Source organism: Streptomyces sp. DS1-CR2, from assembly GCF_055760475.1.
On the sequence record NZ_CM147085.1, the window covers coordinates 5,778,769 to 5,795,318 of the forward strand.

The 16,550-nt window shown below is 69.6% G+C and carries 16 protein-coding genes; 7 read left to right on the forward strand and 9 right to left on the reverse strand.

Annotated features, from left to right (window positions below; translation table 11 throughout):
* Positions 1-19: 19 nt before the first annotated feature.
* The 3 genes from mctP to ACY0PA_RS27685 all read right to left on the reverse strand — a co-directional run bounded on the left by mctP (position 20) and on the right by ACY0PA_RS27685 (position 2,864).
* Positions 20-1,651 (reverse strand): monocarboxylate uptake permease MctP, encoded by a 1,632-nt coding sequence (mctP, locus tag ACY0PA_RS27675; RefSeq protein WP_473080299.1) that lies wholly within the window; start codon positions 1,649-1,651, stop codon positions 20-22.
* Complete coding sequence (locus tag ACY0PA_RS27680) at positions 1,648-1,902, reverse strand: DUF3311 domain-containing protein (RefSeq protein ID WP_100595948.1); 255 nt, start codon at positions 1,900-1,902, stop codon at positions 1,648-1,650. Before ACY0PA_RS27680 ends, mctP begins: the two co-directional genes overlap by 4 nt.
* A 173-nt stretch (positions 1,903-2,075) precedes the next feature.
* On the reverse strand, positions 2,076-2,864 hold the full coding sequence (locus ACY0PA_RS27685; RefSeq protein WP_100595947.1) for a GntR family transcriptional regulator: 789 nt from the start codon (positions 2,862-2,864) through the stop codon (positions 2,076-2,078).
* A gap of 302 nt (positions 2,865-3,166) precedes the next feature.
* Here ACY0PA_RS27685 and ACY0PA_RS27690 point away from each other — a divergent pair, with 302 nt between their 5' ends.
* The 4 genes from ACY0PA_RS27690 (at position 3,167) to ACY0PA_RS27705 (ending at position 7,870) form a co-directional block, all read left to right on the forward strand.
* The gene (locus ACY0PA_RS27690) at positions 3,167-4,447 is read left to right on the forward strand and encodes an extracellular solute-binding protein (protein ID WP_473080300.1); all 1,281 of its coding nucleotides are present in this window, start codon (positions 3,167-3,169) and stop codon (positions 4,445-4,447) included.
* 97 nt (positions 4,448-4,544) lie between these two features.
* Complete coding sequence (locus tag ACY0PA_RS27695; protein WP_473080301.1) at positions 4,545-5,531, forward strand: carbohydrate ABC transporter permease; 987 nt, start codon at positions 4,545-4,547, stop codon at positions 5,529-5,531.
* Positions 5,528-6,367, forward strand: a complete 840-nt coding sequence (locus tag ACY0PA_RS27700; RefSeq protein WP_473080302.1) for a carbohydrate ABC transporter permease — start codon at positions 5,528-5,530, stop codon at positions 6,365-6,367. Before ACY0PA_RS27695 ends, ACY0PA_RS27700 begins: the two co-directional genes overlap by 4 nt.
* 9 nt (positions 6,368-6,376) lie before the next feature.
* Positions 6,377-7,870 (forward strand): glycoside hydrolase family 3 protein, encoded by a 1,494-nt coding sequence (locus ACY0PA_RS27705; protein WP_473080303.1) that lies wholly within the window; start codon positions 6,377-6,379, stop codon positions 7,868-7,870.
* Between the two features lie 94 nt (positions 7,871-7,964).
* Here ACY0PA_RS27705 and nagB read toward each other — a convergent pair whose 3' ends face one another.
* Positions 7,965-8,750: a glucosamine-6-phosphate deaminase gene (gene nagB, locus ACY0PA_RS27710; protein WP_473080304.1), complete on the reverse strand. Its 786-nt coding sequence runs from the start codon at positions 8,748-8,750 to the stop codon at positions 7,965-7,967.
* Between the two features lie 267 nt (positions 8,751-9,017).
* Here nagB and ACY0PA_RS27715 point away from each other — a divergent pair, with 267 nt between their 5' ends.
* Positions 9,018-10,088 carry an SIS domain-containing protein gene (locus ACY0PA_RS27715; protein ID WP_473080305.1) on the forward strand — a complete coding sequence of 357 codons (1,071 nt, stop codon included), beginning with the start codon at positions 9,018-9,020 and terminating at the stop codon, positions 10,086-10,088.
* A gap of 568 nt (positions 10,089-10,656) precedes the next feature.
* Entirely contained in the window at positions 10,657-12,123 is a 1,467-nt protein-coding gene (locus tag ACY0PA_RS27720) for a sensor histidine kinase (RefSeq protein ID WP_399970359.1), read from the forward strand.
* A 246-nt stretch (positions 12,124-12,369) separates the two neighbouring features.
* Here the strand turns inward: ACY0PA_RS27720 and ACY0PA_RS27725 are convergent, their stop codons facing one another.
* Together ACY0PA_RS27725 and ACY0PA_RS27730 are read right to left on the reverse strand one after the other, a co-directional pair.
* Positions 12,370-12,627: a WhiB family transcriptional regulator gene (locus tag ACY0PA_RS27725; protein ID WP_016639615.1), complete on the reverse strand. Its 258-nt coding sequence runs from the start codon at positions 12,625-12,627 to the stop codon at positions 12,370-12,372.
* A gap of 318 nt (positions 12,628-12,945) precedes the next feature.
* Positions 12,946-13,914, reverse strand: a complete 969-nt coding sequence (locus ACY0PA_RS27730) for a diacylglycerol/lipid kinase family protein (protein ID WP_399969727.1) — start codon at positions 13,912-13,914, stop codon at positions 12,946-12,948.
* 127 nt (positions 13,915-14,041) lie between these two features.
* Between ACY0PA_RS27730 and ACY0PA_RS27735 the strand changes: the two genes are divergently transcribed.
* Entirely contained in the window at positions 14,042-14,512 is a 471-nt protein-coding gene (locus ACY0PA_RS27735; protein WP_473080306.1) for a hypothetical protein, read from the forward strand.
* A gap of 21 nt (positions 14,513-14,533) precedes the next feature.
* On the opposite strand, the gene ACY0PA_RS27740 is transcribed toward ACY0PA_RS27735, so the two are convergent.
* From ACY0PA_RS27740 to ACY0PA_RS27750, 3 genes are all read right to left on the reverse strand, one after another.
* Entirely contained in the window at positions 14,534-15,580 is a 1,047-nt protein-coding gene (locus ACY0PA_RS27740; RefSeq protein WP_473080307.1) for an RNA polymerase sigma factor SigF, read from the reverse strand.
* The gene (locus ACY0PA_RS27745) at positions 15,577-15,990 is read right to left on the reverse strand and encodes an ATP-binding protein (RefSeq protein WP_100595936.1); all 414 of its coding nucleotides are present in this window, start codon (positions 15,988-15,990) and stop codon (positions 15,577-15,579) included. Before ACY0PA_RS27745 ends, ACY0PA_RS27740 begins: the two co-directional genes overlap by 4 nt.
* Before the next feature lie 255 nt (positions 15,991-16,245).
* Complete coding sequence (locus tag ACY0PA_RS27750; protein WP_473080308.1) at positions 16,246-16,506, reverse strand: UBP-type zinc finger domain-containing protein; 261 nt, start codon at positions 16,504-16,506, stop codon at positions 16,246-16,248.
* Positions 16,507-16,550 lie beyond the last annotated feature (44 nt).

The window sequence follows — 16,550 nt, forward strand, 5'->3', positions numbered from 1 at the left end:
CTGCGTCGGGGAATTCGGGTCAGTGCCCGCCGGCTCCCGCCGTCGCCTCCGGCAGCTTCTTCAGGACGCCCGGGTCGCCGGCGTCCGCCGTGTAGTCCGCCGCGGACGTCTCGTCGACGCCCTCAGGGGCCTTCAGTGCCTTCAGGACGAAGGTGAGGACCACCGTGACCACCACGTTCATGACGAACGCCGTGAGGCCGATGTAGCCGATCTCGCCGATGCCCGGGATCTCCTTGGCGCTGCCGCCGAAGTGCTTCTGCGTCGGCGACGCGACCCCGTACGCGGCGAGCGTGCCGTAGACCATGCCGACCGCCCAGCCGGCGAGCAGCGCCCAGCGGTGGAACCAGCGGGTGAACAGGCCGCCGACGAGGGCCGGCATGGTCTGGAGGATCCAGATGCCGCCCAGGAGCTGGAAGTTGATCGCGACGGTCTTGTCCATGGTGAGGACGAAGGCGAGGGCGCCCACCTTCACCAGGAGCGAGACCAGCTTGGAGACCTTGGTCTCCTGCTCGGGCGTCGCGTCCGGCTTGATGAAGTCCTTGTAGATGTTGCGGGTGAACAGGTTCGCCGCGGCGATGGACATGATCGCCGCGGGCACCAGCGCGCCGATGCCGATGGCCGCGAACGCGACGCCCGTGAACCAGTCGGGGAACATGTCCTCGAAGAGCTGCGGGATCGCCAGCTGCCCGTTCTGCACCTTGATCCCTGCCGCGATCGCCATGAAGCCGAGCAGCGCGAGCAGGCCCAGCATCAGGGAGTACAGCGGCAGGATGGTGGTGTTGCGGCGGATCACGTTGCGGCTGCGCGAGGACAGCGTCGCCGTGATCGAGTGCGGGTACATGAAGAGCGCCAGCGCCGAGCCGAGGGCCAGCGTCGCGTACGTCCACTGCCCGGCCGGTGCCGGGGCGAGCGATCCGACCGGTTTGCCCGTCGCCGGGTTGGGCGTCGCGAACTTCTCGTTCGCCGCGTGGAAGATGGCGTCGAAGCCGCCCAGCTTGATCGGGATGTAGATGATCGCGACGGCGATGACGAGGTAGATCAGGCCGTCCTTGACGAACGCGATCAGCGCGGGCGCCCGCAGACCCGACGAGTACGTGTACGCGGCGAGCACCGCGAACGCGATGAGCAGCGGCAGGTCCTTGATGAACCAGTTGGTCGACTCGTCGCCGCCGACGCCCATCACGTCCAGGACGGCCTGGATACCGACCAGTTGGAGCGCGATGTACGGCATCGTGGCGAGGATGCCCGTGATGGCGACGGCCAGGGACAGGCCCTTGGAGCCGAAGCGGCCGCGCACGAAGTCGGAGGTCGTCACATAGCCGTGCTTGTGCGACACCGACCACAGGCGCGGCAGGAAGGTGAAGATCAGCGGGTAGACGAGGATCGTGTAGGGCACGGCGAAGAAGCCGGAGGCGCCGGCCGCGTAGATCGCCGCCGGGACGGCCACGAAGGTGTACGCCGTGTAGAGGTCGCCGCCGAGCAGGAACCAGGTGACCCAGGTACCGAACGACCGTCCGCCCAGGCCCCATTCGTCGAGGCTCTGCGCGCTGTCGGCTCTGCGCCAGCGCGCGGCCAGGAAGCCCATGACCGTGACGGCGATGAAGAAGAAGATGAAGACGCCGAGCGCGACGCCGTTGACTCCGCCGTTCATGCCTGCCCACCCGTCTTCCGGGCGCGCTGGTCACGCTGCCACAGCTTGTACGCGATCATCGTCAGCGCCGTGGAGATGAGGACCCACAGCATCTGGTACCAGTAGAAGAACGGAATACCGATGAAGGCCGGGTCGACCTTCGCGTAGGAGCTGACCCAGAGCATCGCCACGAACGGGGCGACGAGGCACAGGGCAATGACCACTCGCACCGGCGTGACCACCGGCCGTTTCACTTCAGGCACATCCGACATACGGCGGTCCGTCCCCTCGCTGATCCCGCTTATCTCATGCTTAACGTGGCGGAAATCTAGGCGACGATCTCGTCGTATGGAAGCCCTGTCCGGATAACGGACAAAGGGTGGCCGACATGCCGTTCATGTGCCGACTTCTCGGTCGGCACCAGCGGCTTCGCGTGCGACGCCCGTCAGTCCGTCGGGCGCTTGAGGCGGGCCACGAACTTGTAGCGGTCGCCCCGGTACACCGAGCGCACCCACTCGACGGGCTGCCCCGTGCCGTCCACGGAGTGCCGCGACAGCATCAGCATGGGCAGGCCCACGTCCGTGCCGAGCAGGCCCGCCTCGCGCGGGGTCGCCAGGGACGTCTCGATGGTCTCCTCGGCCTCGGCCAGGCGTACGCCGTAGACCTCGGCGAGCGCCGTGTACAGGGACGTGTACTTGACCAGGGAGCGGCGCAGCGCGGGGAAGCGCTTGGCCGACAGATGCGTCGTCTCGATGGCCATCGGCTCGCCGCTCGCGAGGCGGAGCCGCTCGATGCGCAGGACGCGCCCGCCCGCCGTGATGTCGAGAAGTCCGGCGAGGGTGTCGTCGGCGGTCACATAGCCGATGTCCAGGAGCTGCGAGGTGGGTTCCAGGCCCTGGGCGCGCATGTCCTCGGTGTACGAGGTCAGTTGCAGAGCCTGCGAGACCTTGGGCTTGGCGACGAACGTGCCCTTGCCCTGAATGCGCTCGAGCCGGCCCTCGACGACCAGTTCCTGAAGGGCCTGGCGCACGGTCGTGCGGGAGGTGTCGAACTCGGCGGCGAGGGTGCGCTCGGGCGGGACCGGCGTGCCCGGGGGCAGCGTCTCGGTCATGTCCAGCAAGTGCCGCTTCAGGCGGTAGTACTTGGGCACACGCGCGGTGCGGCCCGCTGCGGGTGCCTCCGCCGTCGTGGCGCCGCCCGCATCGGTTCCGCTGCTGCCCGCATGGGTGCCCATGGTCCGCCTTCCCGGCTCCTGTGGTGCTGCCGTCACCGGCTCCTCCGTCTGTCGCGGCTCACATCGTGGCACGGCCCTGTCTGAGGGAGTCGTGCTCCCTCAGGTGTCGGTCCGATAACGGACGTGACAGCCCTTCTTATACACCCTTGACACCCCTAAAGGTCTAGGCCAAGCTCCGGGTACTGGTCTACACCATTAAAGACCAGGTCCCAGTCCCACGTGCAGTACCACGTCGAGTTTGTTGTGTTCGTCGTATCCGTCGTTGTGGGCGGGGGGTTGCTGGCATCCCTGAGGAGGGTGACGTGAAGCGCAGGCTCATTGCGGCTATCGGTGTCGCGGGCATGTTGGTTTCGATCGCGGCTTGTGGCAGTGGTGATGACGGCAGCACGGACAAGAAGGCCGGCGCCGACGGCTACAAGGGCCAGACGCTGACCGTGTGGGCCATGGACGGCTCCACGCCGGACACCTGGCAGAAGGACGTCACGGCGGCCTTCGAGAAGAAGACCGGCGCGAAGCTGAAGATCGAGATCCAGCAGTGGAACGGCATCCAGCAGAAGCTGACCACCGCCCTGTCCGAGGAGAACCCGCCGGACGTCTTCGAGGTCGGCAACACGCAGACCCCCGCCTACGCCAAGACCGGCGGCCTCGCCGACCTCTCCGACCTCAAGTCGTCCCTCGGCGCCGACTGGGCCGAGTCGATGAACAAGTCCGCGGTCTCGGACGGCAAGCAGTACGCCGCCCCGTGGTTCGTCGTGAACCGCGTCGTCATCTACAACAAGAAGATCTGGGCCGACGCCGGCATCAAGGACCTCCCCAAGACGCGCGACGAGTTCTACAAGGACCTCGAGACCATCGGCAAGAAGACGGACGCCGAGCCGATCTACCTGCCCGGGCAGAACTGGTACCACTTCGTCGGCCTGACCATCGGTGAGGGCGCCGAGCTCGTCAAGAAGGACGGCGACAAGTATGTCTCCAACCTGGCCGACCCCAAGGTGGGCGCCGCCATGGAGACGTACAAGAAGTTCCAGGCGCTGTCCAAGGCCCCCAAGGACAAGGACGAGGCCACCCCGCAGCAGGCCGAGGTCTTCGCCAAGGGCAAGACCGGCTCCTTCATCGGCATGGGCTGGGAGTCCGGCCTCGCCATCAAGGCCAACCCGAAGATCGAGAAAGAGATCGGCTACTTCACCGTTCCGGGCGCCACGGCGGACAAGCCCGAGGGCGTCTTCCTCGGCGGCTCCAACCTCGCCGTTGCCGCGGGCAGCAAGAAGCAGGACCTCGCCAAGGAGTTCCTGAAGATCGCGCTCTCCGACCGGTTCGAGGGCCAGCTCGCCAAGGAAGGCGGCGTGATCCCCAACAAGGAGGCGCTGCAGTCCAACCTCAAGGGCAACGCGGCCGCCGAGGCCGCCGCTCCCGCCGCCGCCGGCGGTGGCACCACCCCGCTGATCCCGGAGTGGGCCCCGGTCGAGAACGCTCCCAACCCGGTCAAGACCTACATGACCGCGGTGCTGAAGGGTAAGTCCCCGGCCGCCGCCGCCAAGCAGGTCGAGGCCGAGTTCAACAAGCGCCTCTCGCAGAAGAGTTAAGGCAGCAACAGGCCCCGCGGGGACGGAGAGCGTCCATACGCCCTCCGCCCCGCGGGGTTCACGGCGTCCCGGCAGGCCCAGAAAAGAGATGGCGAGCATGACCGTGCAGACCGAACGGCCGCCCTCCGGTCCGGCGGAGGTCCGACAAGCGGACGGCGGGGGAACCGGCGGACCGAGAAAGCAGGCCCGCGCACGGGCCGGGGCGCTCGCGCCCTATCTGCTGCTGCTTCCCGCGGTCGCGGCCACCGTGCTGCTCCTCGGCTGGCCGCTGCTCAAGGACGGGCTCCTGTCGTTCCAGAACCTCAACATGGGGCAGCTGATCCAGCATGTCACCGAGTGGAACGGCTTCGACAACTACCAAGAGGTACTGACCAGTTCGGACTTCTGGCGGGTGACCGGACGCTCCATCGTCTTCACCCTCGTCAACGCCGTCCTGATCATGGTGATCGGCACCCTCGTCGGCCTGCTCCTCGCCCGGCTCGGCAGGCGCATGCGCGTCCTGCTCCTGGTCGGGCTCGTGCTCGCCTGGGCGATGCCCGTCGTCGCCGCGACCACCGTCTACCAGTGGCTGTTCGCGGAGCGCTTCGGTGTCGTCAACTGGGTCCTCGACAAGCTCGGCTGGCACTCCATGGCCGACTACAGCTGGACCGGCAGCCAGATGTCGACGTTCTTCGTCGTCACCGTGCTGATCGTCTGGATGTCGATCCCGTTCGTCGCGATCAACCTCTACGCCGCGACGACCACCATCCCCAAGGAGCTCTACGAAGCCGCGTCCCTCGACGGCGCCGGCCCCTGGAAGAGCTTCCTCTCGGTCACGCTGCCGTATCTGCGGCCCTTCCTCTACGCGACGACGTTCCTCGAGATCATCTGGGTCTTCAAGGCGTTCGTCCAGGTCTTCACGATCAACGGCGGCGGCCCCGACCGGCTCACCGAGATCCTGCCCGTGTACGCGTACATCGAGGGCGTCGGCAACCAGCACTTCGGCATGGGCGCGGCGATCGCCGTCCTGACGATCCTGATCCTGCTCGTGCTGACCGCCTACTACCTCCGGATCGTGCTCAAGCAAGAGGAGGACGAGCAGTGAAGCGCTCTGCGTCGTCGACGTTCCGCCGCGCCTGGCCCAATGCGGTGGCCGTGATCCTGTTCATCGGCTTCGTCTTCCCGGTCTACTGGATGTTCGCCACGTCGCTCAAGCCGACCGGCGACATCATCAGCGAGAACCCCGTCTGGTTCCCGACCGACATCACGTTCGAGCACTTCAGGACGGCGTTCGGCGCCGACAACTTCTGGACGCTGGTACGCAACTCGGTCACCGTGACCGTGCTCGCGGTCGTCTTCTCGCTGGTCATCGGCCTGGCCGCGTCGTTCGCCCTCGCGCGGATGCGGTTCAAGGGCCGCCGCGGCTTCATCATCGGGTTCATGCTGGCCCAGATGGCGCCCTGGGAAGTCATGGTCATCGCGATCTACATGATCGTGCGCGACGCGTCGATGCTCAACAGCCTCGTCCCGCTGACCCTCTTCTACATGGTGATGATCCTGCCCTTCACACTCCTCACGCTGCGCGGCTTCGTCGCCGCCGTGCCCAGGGAGCTGGAGGAGTCCGCGATGGTCGACGGCTGCACCCGCATGCAGGCCTTCCGCAGGGTGATCCTGCCGCTGCTCGCGCCCGGCCTGATGTCGACGTCGATGTTCGGCTTCATCACCGCCTGGAACGAGTTCCCGATGGTCCTCGTCCTCAACAAGTCGCCCGAAGCGCAGACGCTGCCGCTGTGGCTCTCCAGTTTCCAGACCGCGTTCGGCGACGACTGGGGTGCGACCATGGCCGCGTCCTCGCTCTTCGCGATCCCGATCCTGATCCTCTTCGTCTTCCTGCAGCGCAGGGCTGTCAGCGGCCTCACCGACGGCGCCGTGAAGGGATAACACCGCCAGATGACGACACTCACCGCACGCGGCACCGACACCCTCACCCGTGACGCGCTCACCGTCCTCCAGCCCGGCTTCACCGGCACCAGCGCCCCCGACTGGCTGCTGCGCCGGCTCGCCGAAGGCCTGGCCTCCGTCGGCCTGTTCGGCCGCAACATCGCCTCGCCCGAGCAACTGACCGCCCTGACGGCCCAGTTGCGCGCCGAGCGCGACGACGTCCTGGTCGCCATCGACGAGGAGGGCGGGGACGTGACCCGCCTGGAGGTGCGCTCCGGCTCCTCGTTCCCCGGAAACCACGCCCTCGGCGCCGTCGACGACGTGGAGCTCACCCGGTCCGTCGCCGCCGAACTCGGCCGCCGCCTCGCCGCCTGCGGCGTCAACCTCAACTGGGCCCCGTCCGCGGACGTCAACTCCAACCCGGCCAACCCGGTCATCGGCGTACGGTCCTTCGGCGCCGACACCGGCCTCGTCTCGCGCCACACCGCCGCCTACGTCACCGGGCTCCAGTCCGTGGGCGTCGCCGCCTGCACCAAGCACTTCCCGGGCCACGGCGACACCGCCGTCGACTCGCACCACGACATGCCCCGCATCGACGTGGGGCTCGAGGTGCTGCACGAGCGTGAACTCGCGCCGTTCCGCGCGGCGATCGCGGCCGGCACGCGCGCGGTGATGAGCGCCCACATCCTGGTCCCCGCCCTGGACCCGGACCGCCCCGCGACCCTCTCGCGCCGCATCCTCACCGGTCTGCTCCGCGAGGAGCTGGGTTACGAGGGGCTGATCGTCACCGACGGCATGGAGATGCAGGCCATCTCCGCCACGTACGGCATCGAGCGCGGCAGCGTCCTCGCCATCGCGGCCGGCGCCGACGCCATCTGCGTCGGCGGCGGGCTCGCCGACGACGACACGGTGCTGCGGCTGCGGGACGCGCTGGTCGCCGCGGTGCACGCGGGCGATCTGCCCGAGGAACGGCTCGCCGACGCCGCGGCGCGGGTGCGCTCGCTCGCCCGGTGGGCCACGGCGGCGGGCGCGGCCGAGCGCTCGGGGGGCGCGCCCGACACCGGCACCGGACTGGTCGCGGCGCGGCGGGCGGTGACCGTCACGCGCGGTGAGCACGCGGCCCCGGTCACCGAGGCGCCGTACGTCGCCGCCTTCACGCCCGTCGCCAATATCGCCGTGGGCGACGAGACGCCGTGGGGCGTCGCCGCCGAACTGGAGCGGCTGCTGCCCGGCACGGAGACCGGCAGCTTCTCCGGCGCCGACGCGGGCGCCGCCGCCCTGGCCGCGGCGGGGGAGAGGCGCATCGTCGCCGTGGTCCGCGACGCCCATCGGCACGCGTGGATGGCTCAGTCGCTGGACACGCTCCTCGCGGCCCGCCCCGACACGGTCGTGGTCGAGATGGGCGTACCGCAGGCGCCACCCCGGGGAGCCCTCCACGTGGCGACACACGGCGCGGCCCGGGTGTGCGGCTTGGCCGCCGCCGAGGTGATCGTCGCCGGGTGAGCCGAGCGACCCGCCTCCCGCGGACGACGAACGCGAAGGTGCCGGTCACCCCTCACCAGGGGTGACCGGCACCGACATGTCGTCCCGAACTCGCTTACAGCCCCTGCCAGTCGGGCTTGTTCACGTACGTGTGCCGGAAGTAGTCGGCAAGCTTCAACTTCGACGCCGCCCCCTCGTCGACGACAACCGTCGCGTGCGGGTGCAGCTGAAGCGCCGACGCGGGCACCACAGAGGCCACCGGCCCCTCGACGGTCGCCGCCACGGCATCCGCCTTGCCCTCACCCGTGGCGAGCAGCACCAGATGCCGCGCCTCCAGGATCGTGCCGATGCCCTGCGTGATGACATGGCGCGGCACCTGGCCGAGGTCGCCGTCGAAGAAGCGCGCGTTGTCCGCGATGGTCTGCTGTGTCAGCGTCTTGATCCGCGTGCGGGAGGCGATCGACGAGCACGGCTCGTTGAAGCCGATGTGTCCGTCGGTGCCGATGCCGAGCAGCTGGAGATCCACACCGCCGGCCGCCGCGAGCGCCTTGTCGTACGCCTCGCAGGCCGCCTGCACGTCATCGGCGCTGCCGTCCGGGCCCATGAAGGAGCCCTCGCTCAGACCGAGCGGCTCGACGACCTCGCGCAGCACGGTCGCCCGGTAGGACTCGGGGTGTCCGGTCGGCAGACCCACGTACTCGTCGAGCTGGGCGATACGGGCCTTCGAGGCGTCGACCTCGCCGCCGCGGACCTTGGCCGCCAGCGCCTCGTAGATGGGCAGCGGGGTCGAGCCGGTGGCCACGCCGAGCAGGGCGTCGGGCTTGCGCCGCAGCAGCTGGGCCATCGCCTCGGCGATGAGCTCGCCGCCTGCCTTGGCGTCCGGGACGATCACAACTTCCACGCTGGGCCTGCCGATCTGGTCGAGGGTGCGATGTTGCGCATGTGGTATAGACCAATCTAGCAGAGGCGGCCCGGCCGGTCACGGGGCGTACGACGCCGTCCGACCATGCTCGGCGCTCCCCGCTCCGACGGCACCTCGAAGCCGCCGCTTCGGCCGGGCGCGCGCCCGCCTCAGCCGCCAGAGTGGAAAGAGGCGCGCAAGGAGGAGCCCGGCCGCCGGCCGTGCCCAGCCCGCCGCCCTCGCGACCGCCCCTCCGGAGGAGTCCGCATGACCGCCACCCCGTCGGCCCCGAAGAGCGAGCAGCCGGGCCGGATCATGGCCCGCGAGATGGCCGAGCAGCCCGAGGTGCTGCGCCGCCTCCTGGACACCGGCGGTCCCCGCATCCACGAGGTCGCCCGGCGCGTCGCGGCACAGTCGCCCCGCTTCGTCCTGCTCACCGCCCGCGGCACCTCCGACAACGCCGCCCTGTACGCGAAGTACCTCCTGGAGATCCGGCTCGGGATGCCCTGCGGCCTGGCCTCCATGTCCACCACGACGGCGTACGGCGCCCGGCCCGACCTGCGCGACGTCCTTGCCGTCACCGTCAGTCAGTCGGGCGGTTCGCCCGACCTGGTGGCCTCCACGAAGGCGGCCCGCGCGGCCGGCGCGATCACCCTCGCGGTGACGAACAACCCGGACTCGCCGCTCGCCGCCGTCTCCGAGCATCACATCGACATCATGGCGGGACCCGAGAAGGCGCTCCCGGCCACGAAGACGTACACCGCGTCCCTGCTCGCGCTCTACCTCTTCGTCGAGGGCCTGCGCGGCGGCGACGGCTCGCCCGCCGGCGTGCTGCCCGGCCTCGCCCAGCAGCTCCTGGCCCGCCAGGACGAGGTACGCACCCTCGCCTCCCGCTACCGCTTCGCGAACCGCATGGTGATCACCTCGCGCGGCTACGGCTACCCGACGGCCAAGGAGGCCGCCCTGAAACTCATGGAGACCAGCTACATCCCGGCCCTGTCCTACTCGGGCGCCGACCTGCTGCACGGCCCGCTCGCCATGGTCGACAACATCTCGCCGGTCATCGCCGTCGTCACGGACGGCAAGGGCGGCCGCATGCTCCAGCCCGTCCTCGACCGGCTGCGGGGCCGAGGCGCCGACCTTGTCGTCATCGGCCCCCAGGCCCAGGTGGACCAGGCGTCGGCCGGCTTCGTCCTGCCGACCGAGGGCGTCGCGGAGGAGGTCCAGCCGGTACTGGAGATCATCCCGCTCCAGTTCCTCGCGTACGAGGTCACCATCGCCCGCGGCCAGGACCCGGACGCGCCACGCGCCCTGGCGAAGGTGACGGAGACGCACTGACCCCCACCGCCTTCTCCGGCGCTGCCATAGAATTCGGCGAGCCTCACCGCTTTCGAGGCCCGAATCCGGCCTTGTAACGCGGAACGGGAGCCTCCACCCGACACCGACGCGGCGGCTCTGGCACGCTGGGTGGGGGCGACAACAACAAACATTGTCCAACGCATAGACATGACAGAATGGTCTAGTCCACAATGCGATGGTAAAAGCCTCCGCCCTCCCCGCACAGGAGGACGGACCGAGGAGCCGGCGCTCTCTGCCCTGACTGCGGCGGGTCCTCACATGGCCGGACGGGACCGCACACCCGACGGCTGTTGCAACTCCGGGCTGCGGTGCCGGGAGGGCTGAGGGTCCCTCCCAGGCGCCGCGGCCCGCGGGTGCCGGGCGACGCCTGGCCCGCACGCTCGCGGCGTTGCCGAAACGCCCGAGTAGCTCCGCTACTAGGACGCTCCGGCGCCTTGCGATCGCACGCACCAGGCGCCGCCCGGCCCGGCCCTCGGGCGGACGACGGGAATGTGACGGCAGGCTCTGGCGCCCGGACCCGCCAGGTACCCTCGGCTCCGTGCCCTCCATGAACGACCTCGTACGCCAGCACACGGCCCTCGGCGACACCGACCTCGAGTGGCTGCACCTGCTGGTCTCGGAGTGGCAGCTGCTCTCCGACCTCTCCTTCGCCGACCTCGTGCTGTGGGTCCCCACGCTCGACGGCACCCGCTACGTCTCCGTGGCGCAGATGCGGCCCAACACCGGCCCCACCTCGTACCAGGACGACATGGTCGGCCATCTCGTCCCGCGCGGCCGCCGCCCGCTCCTGGACGCCGCCCTCGACGAGGGCCGCATCGTCCGCGAGGGCGACCCCGAGTGGCGCGAGGAGGTCCCGGTACGGGTCGAGTCCATCCCCGTACGCAGGGAAGGCCGCGTCCTGGGCGTGATCGCCCGCAACACGAACCTGCTCACGGTCCGCACCCCGTCGCGCCTCGAACTGACCTACCTCCAGTCCGCCTCCGACCTCGCCCAGATGATCGCGGCCGGGTCCTTCCCGTTCCCGGGCCAGCAGGTCGACATGGACGCATCCCCCCGCGTCGGCGACGGCCTCATCCGCCTCGACGCGGACGGCGTCGTCCAGTACGCGTCGCCGAACGCGCTCTCCGCGTACCACCGGCTCGGATTCTCCGCCGACCTGGTCGGGCACCACCTCGGCCGCACGACGGCCGAGCTCGCCCCGTCGCGCGGCCCCGTGGACGAGGCGCTCGCCAAGGTGGCCAGCGGCTGGGCCCCGCGCGAGTTCGAGATCGAGGGGGAGGAGGGGTCGATCCAGCTCCGTGCGATCCCCCTCAAGCCCAAGGGCACCCGCATCGGTTCGCTCGTCCTGCTGCGCGACGTCACCGAACTGCGCCGTCGCGAACGGGAGTTGATCACCAAGGATGCGACCATCCGGGAGATCCACCACCGGGTGAAGAACAACCTCCAGACCGTCGCGGCCCTGCTCCGCCTCCAGGCCCGCCGCATCGACTCCGACAGCGGCCGCGAGGCCCTGGAGGAGGCGGTGCGCCGCGTCGGCTCCATCGCCATCGTCCACGAGACGCTCTCCCAGAACCTGGACGAGCGCGTGGAGTTCGACGAGATCGCCGACCGGGTGCTCGCCATGGTCGCGGAGATCTCGCCGGGCGTGGTCACGGGCCGGCGCACCGGCCGCTTCGGCATCCTGGACGCCGAGGTCGCCACCCCGCTGTCGATGGTCCTCACCGAAGTCCTGCAGAACGCCCTGGAACACGGCTTCCGGCAGGGCGACACCGGCACCGTCGAGGTCTCCGCGGTGCGCGGCGGCACCACCAAGGACGCCCGCCTGCTGATCACCGTCACCGACGACGGCGTCGGCCTGCCCGAGGGCTTCGACCCGAAGCGCGCCGGCAACCTGGGCCTGCAGATCGTACGCACCCTGGTCGAGGGCGAGTTGAGCGGATCGTTCGACATGGTCCCGGCGCCCGGCCGCGGCACCCAGGTCGTCCTCGACATCCCGGTGGCCGCCGACAAGTAGCCGGCCCGGCGCCGACGGGCGCCGCGCCGACACGTCGACAAAGCCGCAAACGCCGGATCGACACGACCGCAAACGCCAGTGAGCCCCGGACCGTTGGGTCCGGGGCTCACTGTTCGCGTTGCCCGGGTCTACATCCCGGGCTGAGCCTGGGTGGAGCATCGGGGGTACTGCGCGCTGCGGCTCGGGGGCGGGAGTTGCGTACTCGCTGTACGCGCCGCCGGGCTCAGGCTCGTGGGGGCGTGGGCGTCAGGCGCTGGCCTGGCGAGCACGGTTGCGGGCGGCGCGACGCTTCATTGCGCGGCGCTCGTCCTCGCTGAGGCCACCCCAGACGCCGGAGTCCTGGCCGGACTCGAGCGCCCACTGCAGGCACTGCTCCATGACGGGGCAACGACGGCAGACGGCCTTGGCTTCCTCGATCTGCAGCAGCGCAGGACCGGTGTTGCCGATAGGGAAGAAGAGCTCGGGGTCTTCCTCGCGGCAAACGGCGTTGTGACGCCAGTCCATGGCTGCTACCTCTCCTTGGTATTACGTGTGGATTGCTTGTGAATGTGAACGCTTTCACGAATCCCCCGACAACGGAAGGGACTTTCGTCACATCTGCGACGATGTCCTGTGTGTTGAGGAGGGGGTTCGGGCTCTCTGTGGGGCCGATGTTGCGGGCCGTCCCGAGCGCCATGTAGAGATTCGCAAACCTCGGCGGCGGATACAACCCCTTCAGGAAAGTTTTTTTTGATTCCTCGGTGTCGGCTAGGTCACAGCCGTACTTCTATGGGGTGGATCCTGGCCCAAACGTTCGAGATAAAGGACTTTAGGCTCTTCCGCTCACACAATCACACGCAGTGCACGGCGTACGCCTGTGAACGTCACGCTCGTTCGCAGCCCCAGATGGTCACCGTCCATCTGGAGGGGCAGGGGGACCTTCGATTGCAAGGTGAAGTCGGTCAGGTCGTGCAGGGTGACGGCGTTCTTCCCGTGGGGTCCCCTGTCGGGCGTCGAGGTGAGCAGCTGGGTGCCGTAACGGGCCACCGAAGGGGCGGACAATTTCTTGAGTCCGAGCACGTCAAGGCCGGTGTCGAAGGACGCCTGAGGGGACGCGTAGAGCGGCCTGTTCCCCAGATATGACCATGGGGAGGTATTGCAGACTATGGACAGGACCAGATCGGTGACGGGGTCCTCACCCGGCCGGTCCAGTGTGATGGCGCCGTGCCGGCGGTCGTGTTCCCCGAGGAACTGGCGTACGACCTGACGCAAATAGAGCGCGTGTGTCGATCGCTTGCCGCGCTCGCGCTGCTGTTCGACCCGGCCGATGACGCCTCCGTCGAACCCGAGACCGGCACAGAACGTGAACCACCGGGACGGGGCGGCCTCGTCCTCCGTGCCCGGCGTGCCGCCCGCGAGACCCAGGCCCACCGTTCGCTCCCGGCCTTCGCGCAACGCGTCGAGCAGGGCGCCCGTCGCCTCCACCGCGTCGTTCGGCAGACCGAGAGCGCGGGCGAAGACATTGGTGGAGCCGCCGGGGACGACGGCGAGGCGGGGAAGACGGTCCGGATTCGGGCCGTGGTGCAGCAGGCCGTTCACGACCTCGTTGACCGTGCCGTCGCCGCCGAGGGCCACGACCAGCTCGATGTCCTTGCTCTCCGCGGCCTGCCGGCCGAGGTCCCTGGCGTGCCCGCGGTACTCCGTGGTGATCGCCTCGAGCTTCATCTCGCTCGCGAGTGCGTGGATCAGTACGTCACGCGTGCGCGCACTGGTGGTGGTTGCCGCCGGATTGACCACAAGAAGTGCACGCATGCGATGCAGGGTACCTACCGAGCGGTACTCGGCCCAGACCGAGGTAGGAGTCGGGTAAGAGACCGGGGCCGCCGCGGGCTCCACCCAGGGCGGCCGCGAGGTATCGGCCGAGGGCTACCCTGCTTGGGTGACCTCAGAGCAGAACCCCAGCCCCGACGACGCCGCGACCACCGAGGACGGCCCGCGCCCCGGGCGGCTGACCGCGGCCGCCGCGCTGGCCGGGCTCGAGGGTGCCGCCCTGCTCGTCGGTGGCGTCTGCCTGCTCGTCATGGGCCTCGCGGGTCACCCCGACGACCCCGAGCAGGCCGTGACCGGCGGTGTCACGCTCGCCGTCCTCGCGCTGCTGCCGCTGATCGCGGCGCGCGGCCTCCTGAAGCGGCGCAGCTGGAGCCGGGGGCCCGCGATCATCACGCAGATCATGGCGCTGCCGGTCGCCTACACGCTGCTCCAGGCCGACAGCGTGATGATCCCCGGCGGGATCGCGCTCGCCGTCGTCGCGGTGACGGCCCTGGTGCTCCTGGTGAACCCGGCCACCACCCGGGCGCTCGGCATCACGACGCCGGCCCCGGGCGCCGTACAGAAGCAGAACCAGAAGTAGCCGGCCCGCACGCCCTGGGTCTCACTCCTCGACGAGGAGCTTCTCCCGAAGCTGGGCCAGGGTGCGGGCCAGCAGGCGCGAGACGTGCATCTGGGAGATGCCGACCTCCTGCGCGATCTGCGACTGGGTCATGTTCCCGAAGAAGCGAAGGAGCAGGATCCGCTTCTCGCGCGGCGGCAGGTCCTCCAGAAGCGGCTTGAGGGACTCGCGGTACTCGACGCCCTCAAGCGCCTCGTCCTCGGATCCCAGCGTGTCCGCCACGGCGGGCGACTCGTCGTCCGTGTCGGGGACGTCCAGGGACAGCGTGGAGTACGCGTTGGCCGACTCCAGGCCCTCCAGGACCTCCTCCTCCGAGATCGCCAGCTTCTCGGCGAGCTCGTGGACCGTGGGAGAGCGGCCGTGCAGCTGGGACAGCTCGGCCGTCGCCGTCGTCAGCGCGAGACGCAGCTCCTGAAGACGCCGCGGGACGCGCACCGCCCAGCCCTTGTCGCGGAAGTGCCGCTTGATCTCCCCGACGACCGTCGGCGTCGCGTACGTGGAGAATTCCACGCCGCGCTCCGGGTCGAAGCGGTCCACCGACTTGATCAGGCCGATCGTGGCGACCTGGGTCAGGTCGTCGAGCGGCTCGCCGCGGTTGCGGAAGCGGCGGGCCAAGTGCTCGACGAGCGGCAGATGCATGCGGACCAGCTGATTGCGCAGGTCCGCGTATTCCGGGCTGCCGTCCTTCAGAGTGCGCAGCTCGATGAACATCAGCCGTGCGCCGCTGCGGTCCCGCGGATCGTGCGTGCGCTGCTGCTCACCGTGTCGCTCGTGCTCGCTCATCCATCCCGCCCGTCGCGCGTCCGGTCCTGCGGAGATCTTCTCTCCGCCGGCCGGCTCTGCCTGCTCCGACGCATCGGCCACCGCCGGCGGACCCGGCCGTTCGAGGTCCGCGGAGTCTTCTGGGTGTGGCCGGGCCTGCTGTTCGGGAATGCCGTCGGCAAGCCGCCGCATCCCCTCCCCGCCGTCGGCCGGGAGGTCCTGTGTGCCGTGCTTCTCGTCCCGCACCGGCCCGTCCCCGTTCGTCACGCCGGCCCGGGACCCGCGCCGCGCTGTTTGTAGAGGCTGATCGAGACGGTGTTGTCGTCGGCGACCGTGGAGTCCACCTTGCCCGCGAGGGCCGACAGCACAGTCCAGGCGAAGGTGTCGCGCTCCGGGGCTCGGCCGTCGGTGGTGGGCGCCGAGACCGTCACCTCCAGCGAGTCGTCGACGAGGCGGAAGACGCAGCTGAGCACCGAGCCGGGCACGGCCTGCTGGAGCAGGATCGCGCACGCCTCGTCGACCGCGATGCGGAGGTCCTCGATCTCGTCGAGGGTGAAGTCCAAACGCGCCGCGAGGCCGGCCGTGGCCGTCCGCAGCACCGACAGGTAGGCACCCGCAGCCGGCAGCCGGACTTCTACGAAGTCCTGATTCCCGGGCTCGCCTGCGATCTGGGACACCCTCACCTCCATGGTGGTACAAGCACTTTCGGCTCCGGAGGGTACGTCCCCCGGGTGACGCGCTATGTGTTCAGCGGTGACGCTACCGCGCGCCCAAGTCTCCTGTCCCGGGGACCCCCGGCCCGTTGGTGTCACTCATAGTAAGCCTATGAGTACGGACAGTGGCTAGAGGGTGTGCGGGCTCAATTGGAAAGAGCGGGCGCCGGGTTGACGTACCCAGGCCTCGCACGGTCGAACCGCAAACCGGTGCGGTCCTCAGACGAGCAGGCTCTCCACGAAGCACCAGCGCCAGCTCTCGCCGGGCTCGAACGTCCGGATCACCGCGTGGCCCGACTCCTTGAAGTGCTGCGTCGCGTGCTTCAAGGGAGAGGAGTCGCAGCAGCCCACATGCCCGCACTCCAGGCAGAGCCGCAGCTGTACCGGGTGGCTGCCGGCCGCGAGGCACTCCAGGCAGGTCTCGCTCAGTGGCGCGGGTTCGGGGTGAGGCAGCGCGTCGACGTGCGGACACTCGTTCATGATGGCCAGGTTACGACGGGCGGCGGCATGGCGGACGGCGGAGG

Bases quoted from the DNA above. Each gene is read 5' to 3' on its own strand.
- ACY0PA_RS27725 (WP_016639615.1), bottom strand. From the start codon at position 12,627: ATGGACTGGCGTCACAACGCCGTTTGCCGCGAGGAAGACCCCGAGCTC.
- ACY0PA_RS27750 (WP_473080308.1), bottom strand. From the start codon at position 16,506: ATGAACGAGTGTCCGCACGTCGACGCGCTGCCTCACCCCGAACCCGCG.
- ACY0PA_RS27715 (WP_473080305.1), top strand. From the start codon at position 9,018: ATGACCGCCACCCCGTCGGCCCCGAAGAGCGAGCAGCCGGGCCGGATC.
- ACY0PA_RS27730 (WP_399969727.1), bottom strand. From the start codon at position 13,914: ATGCGTGCACTTCTTGTGGTCAATCCGGCGGCAACCACCACCAGTGCG.
- ACY0PA_RS27680 (WP_100595948.1), bottom strand. From the start codon at position 1,902: ATGTCGGATGTGCCTGAAGTGAAACGGCCGGTGGTCACGCCGGTGCGA.
- ACY0PA_RS27720 (WP_399970359.1), top strand. From the start codon at position 10,657: ATGAACGACCTCGTACGCCAGCACACGGCCCTCGGCGACACCGACCTC.
- ACY0PA_RS27705 (WP_473080303.1), top strand. From the start codon at position 6,377: ATGACGACACTCACCGCACGCGGCACCGACACCCTCACCCGTGACGCG.
- ACY0PA_RS27685 (WP_100595947.1), bottom strand. From the start codon at position 2,864: ATGGGCACCCATGCGGGCAGCAGCGGAACCGATGCGGGCGGCGCCACG.
- ACY0PA_RS27695 (WP_473080301.1), top strand. From the start codon at position 4,545: ATGACCGTGCAGACCGAACGGCCGCCCTCCGGTCCGGCGGAGGTCCGA.
- mctP (WP_473080299.1), bottom strand. From the start codon at position 1,651: ATGAACGGCGGAGTCAACGGCGTCGCGCTCGGCGTCTTCATCTTCTTC.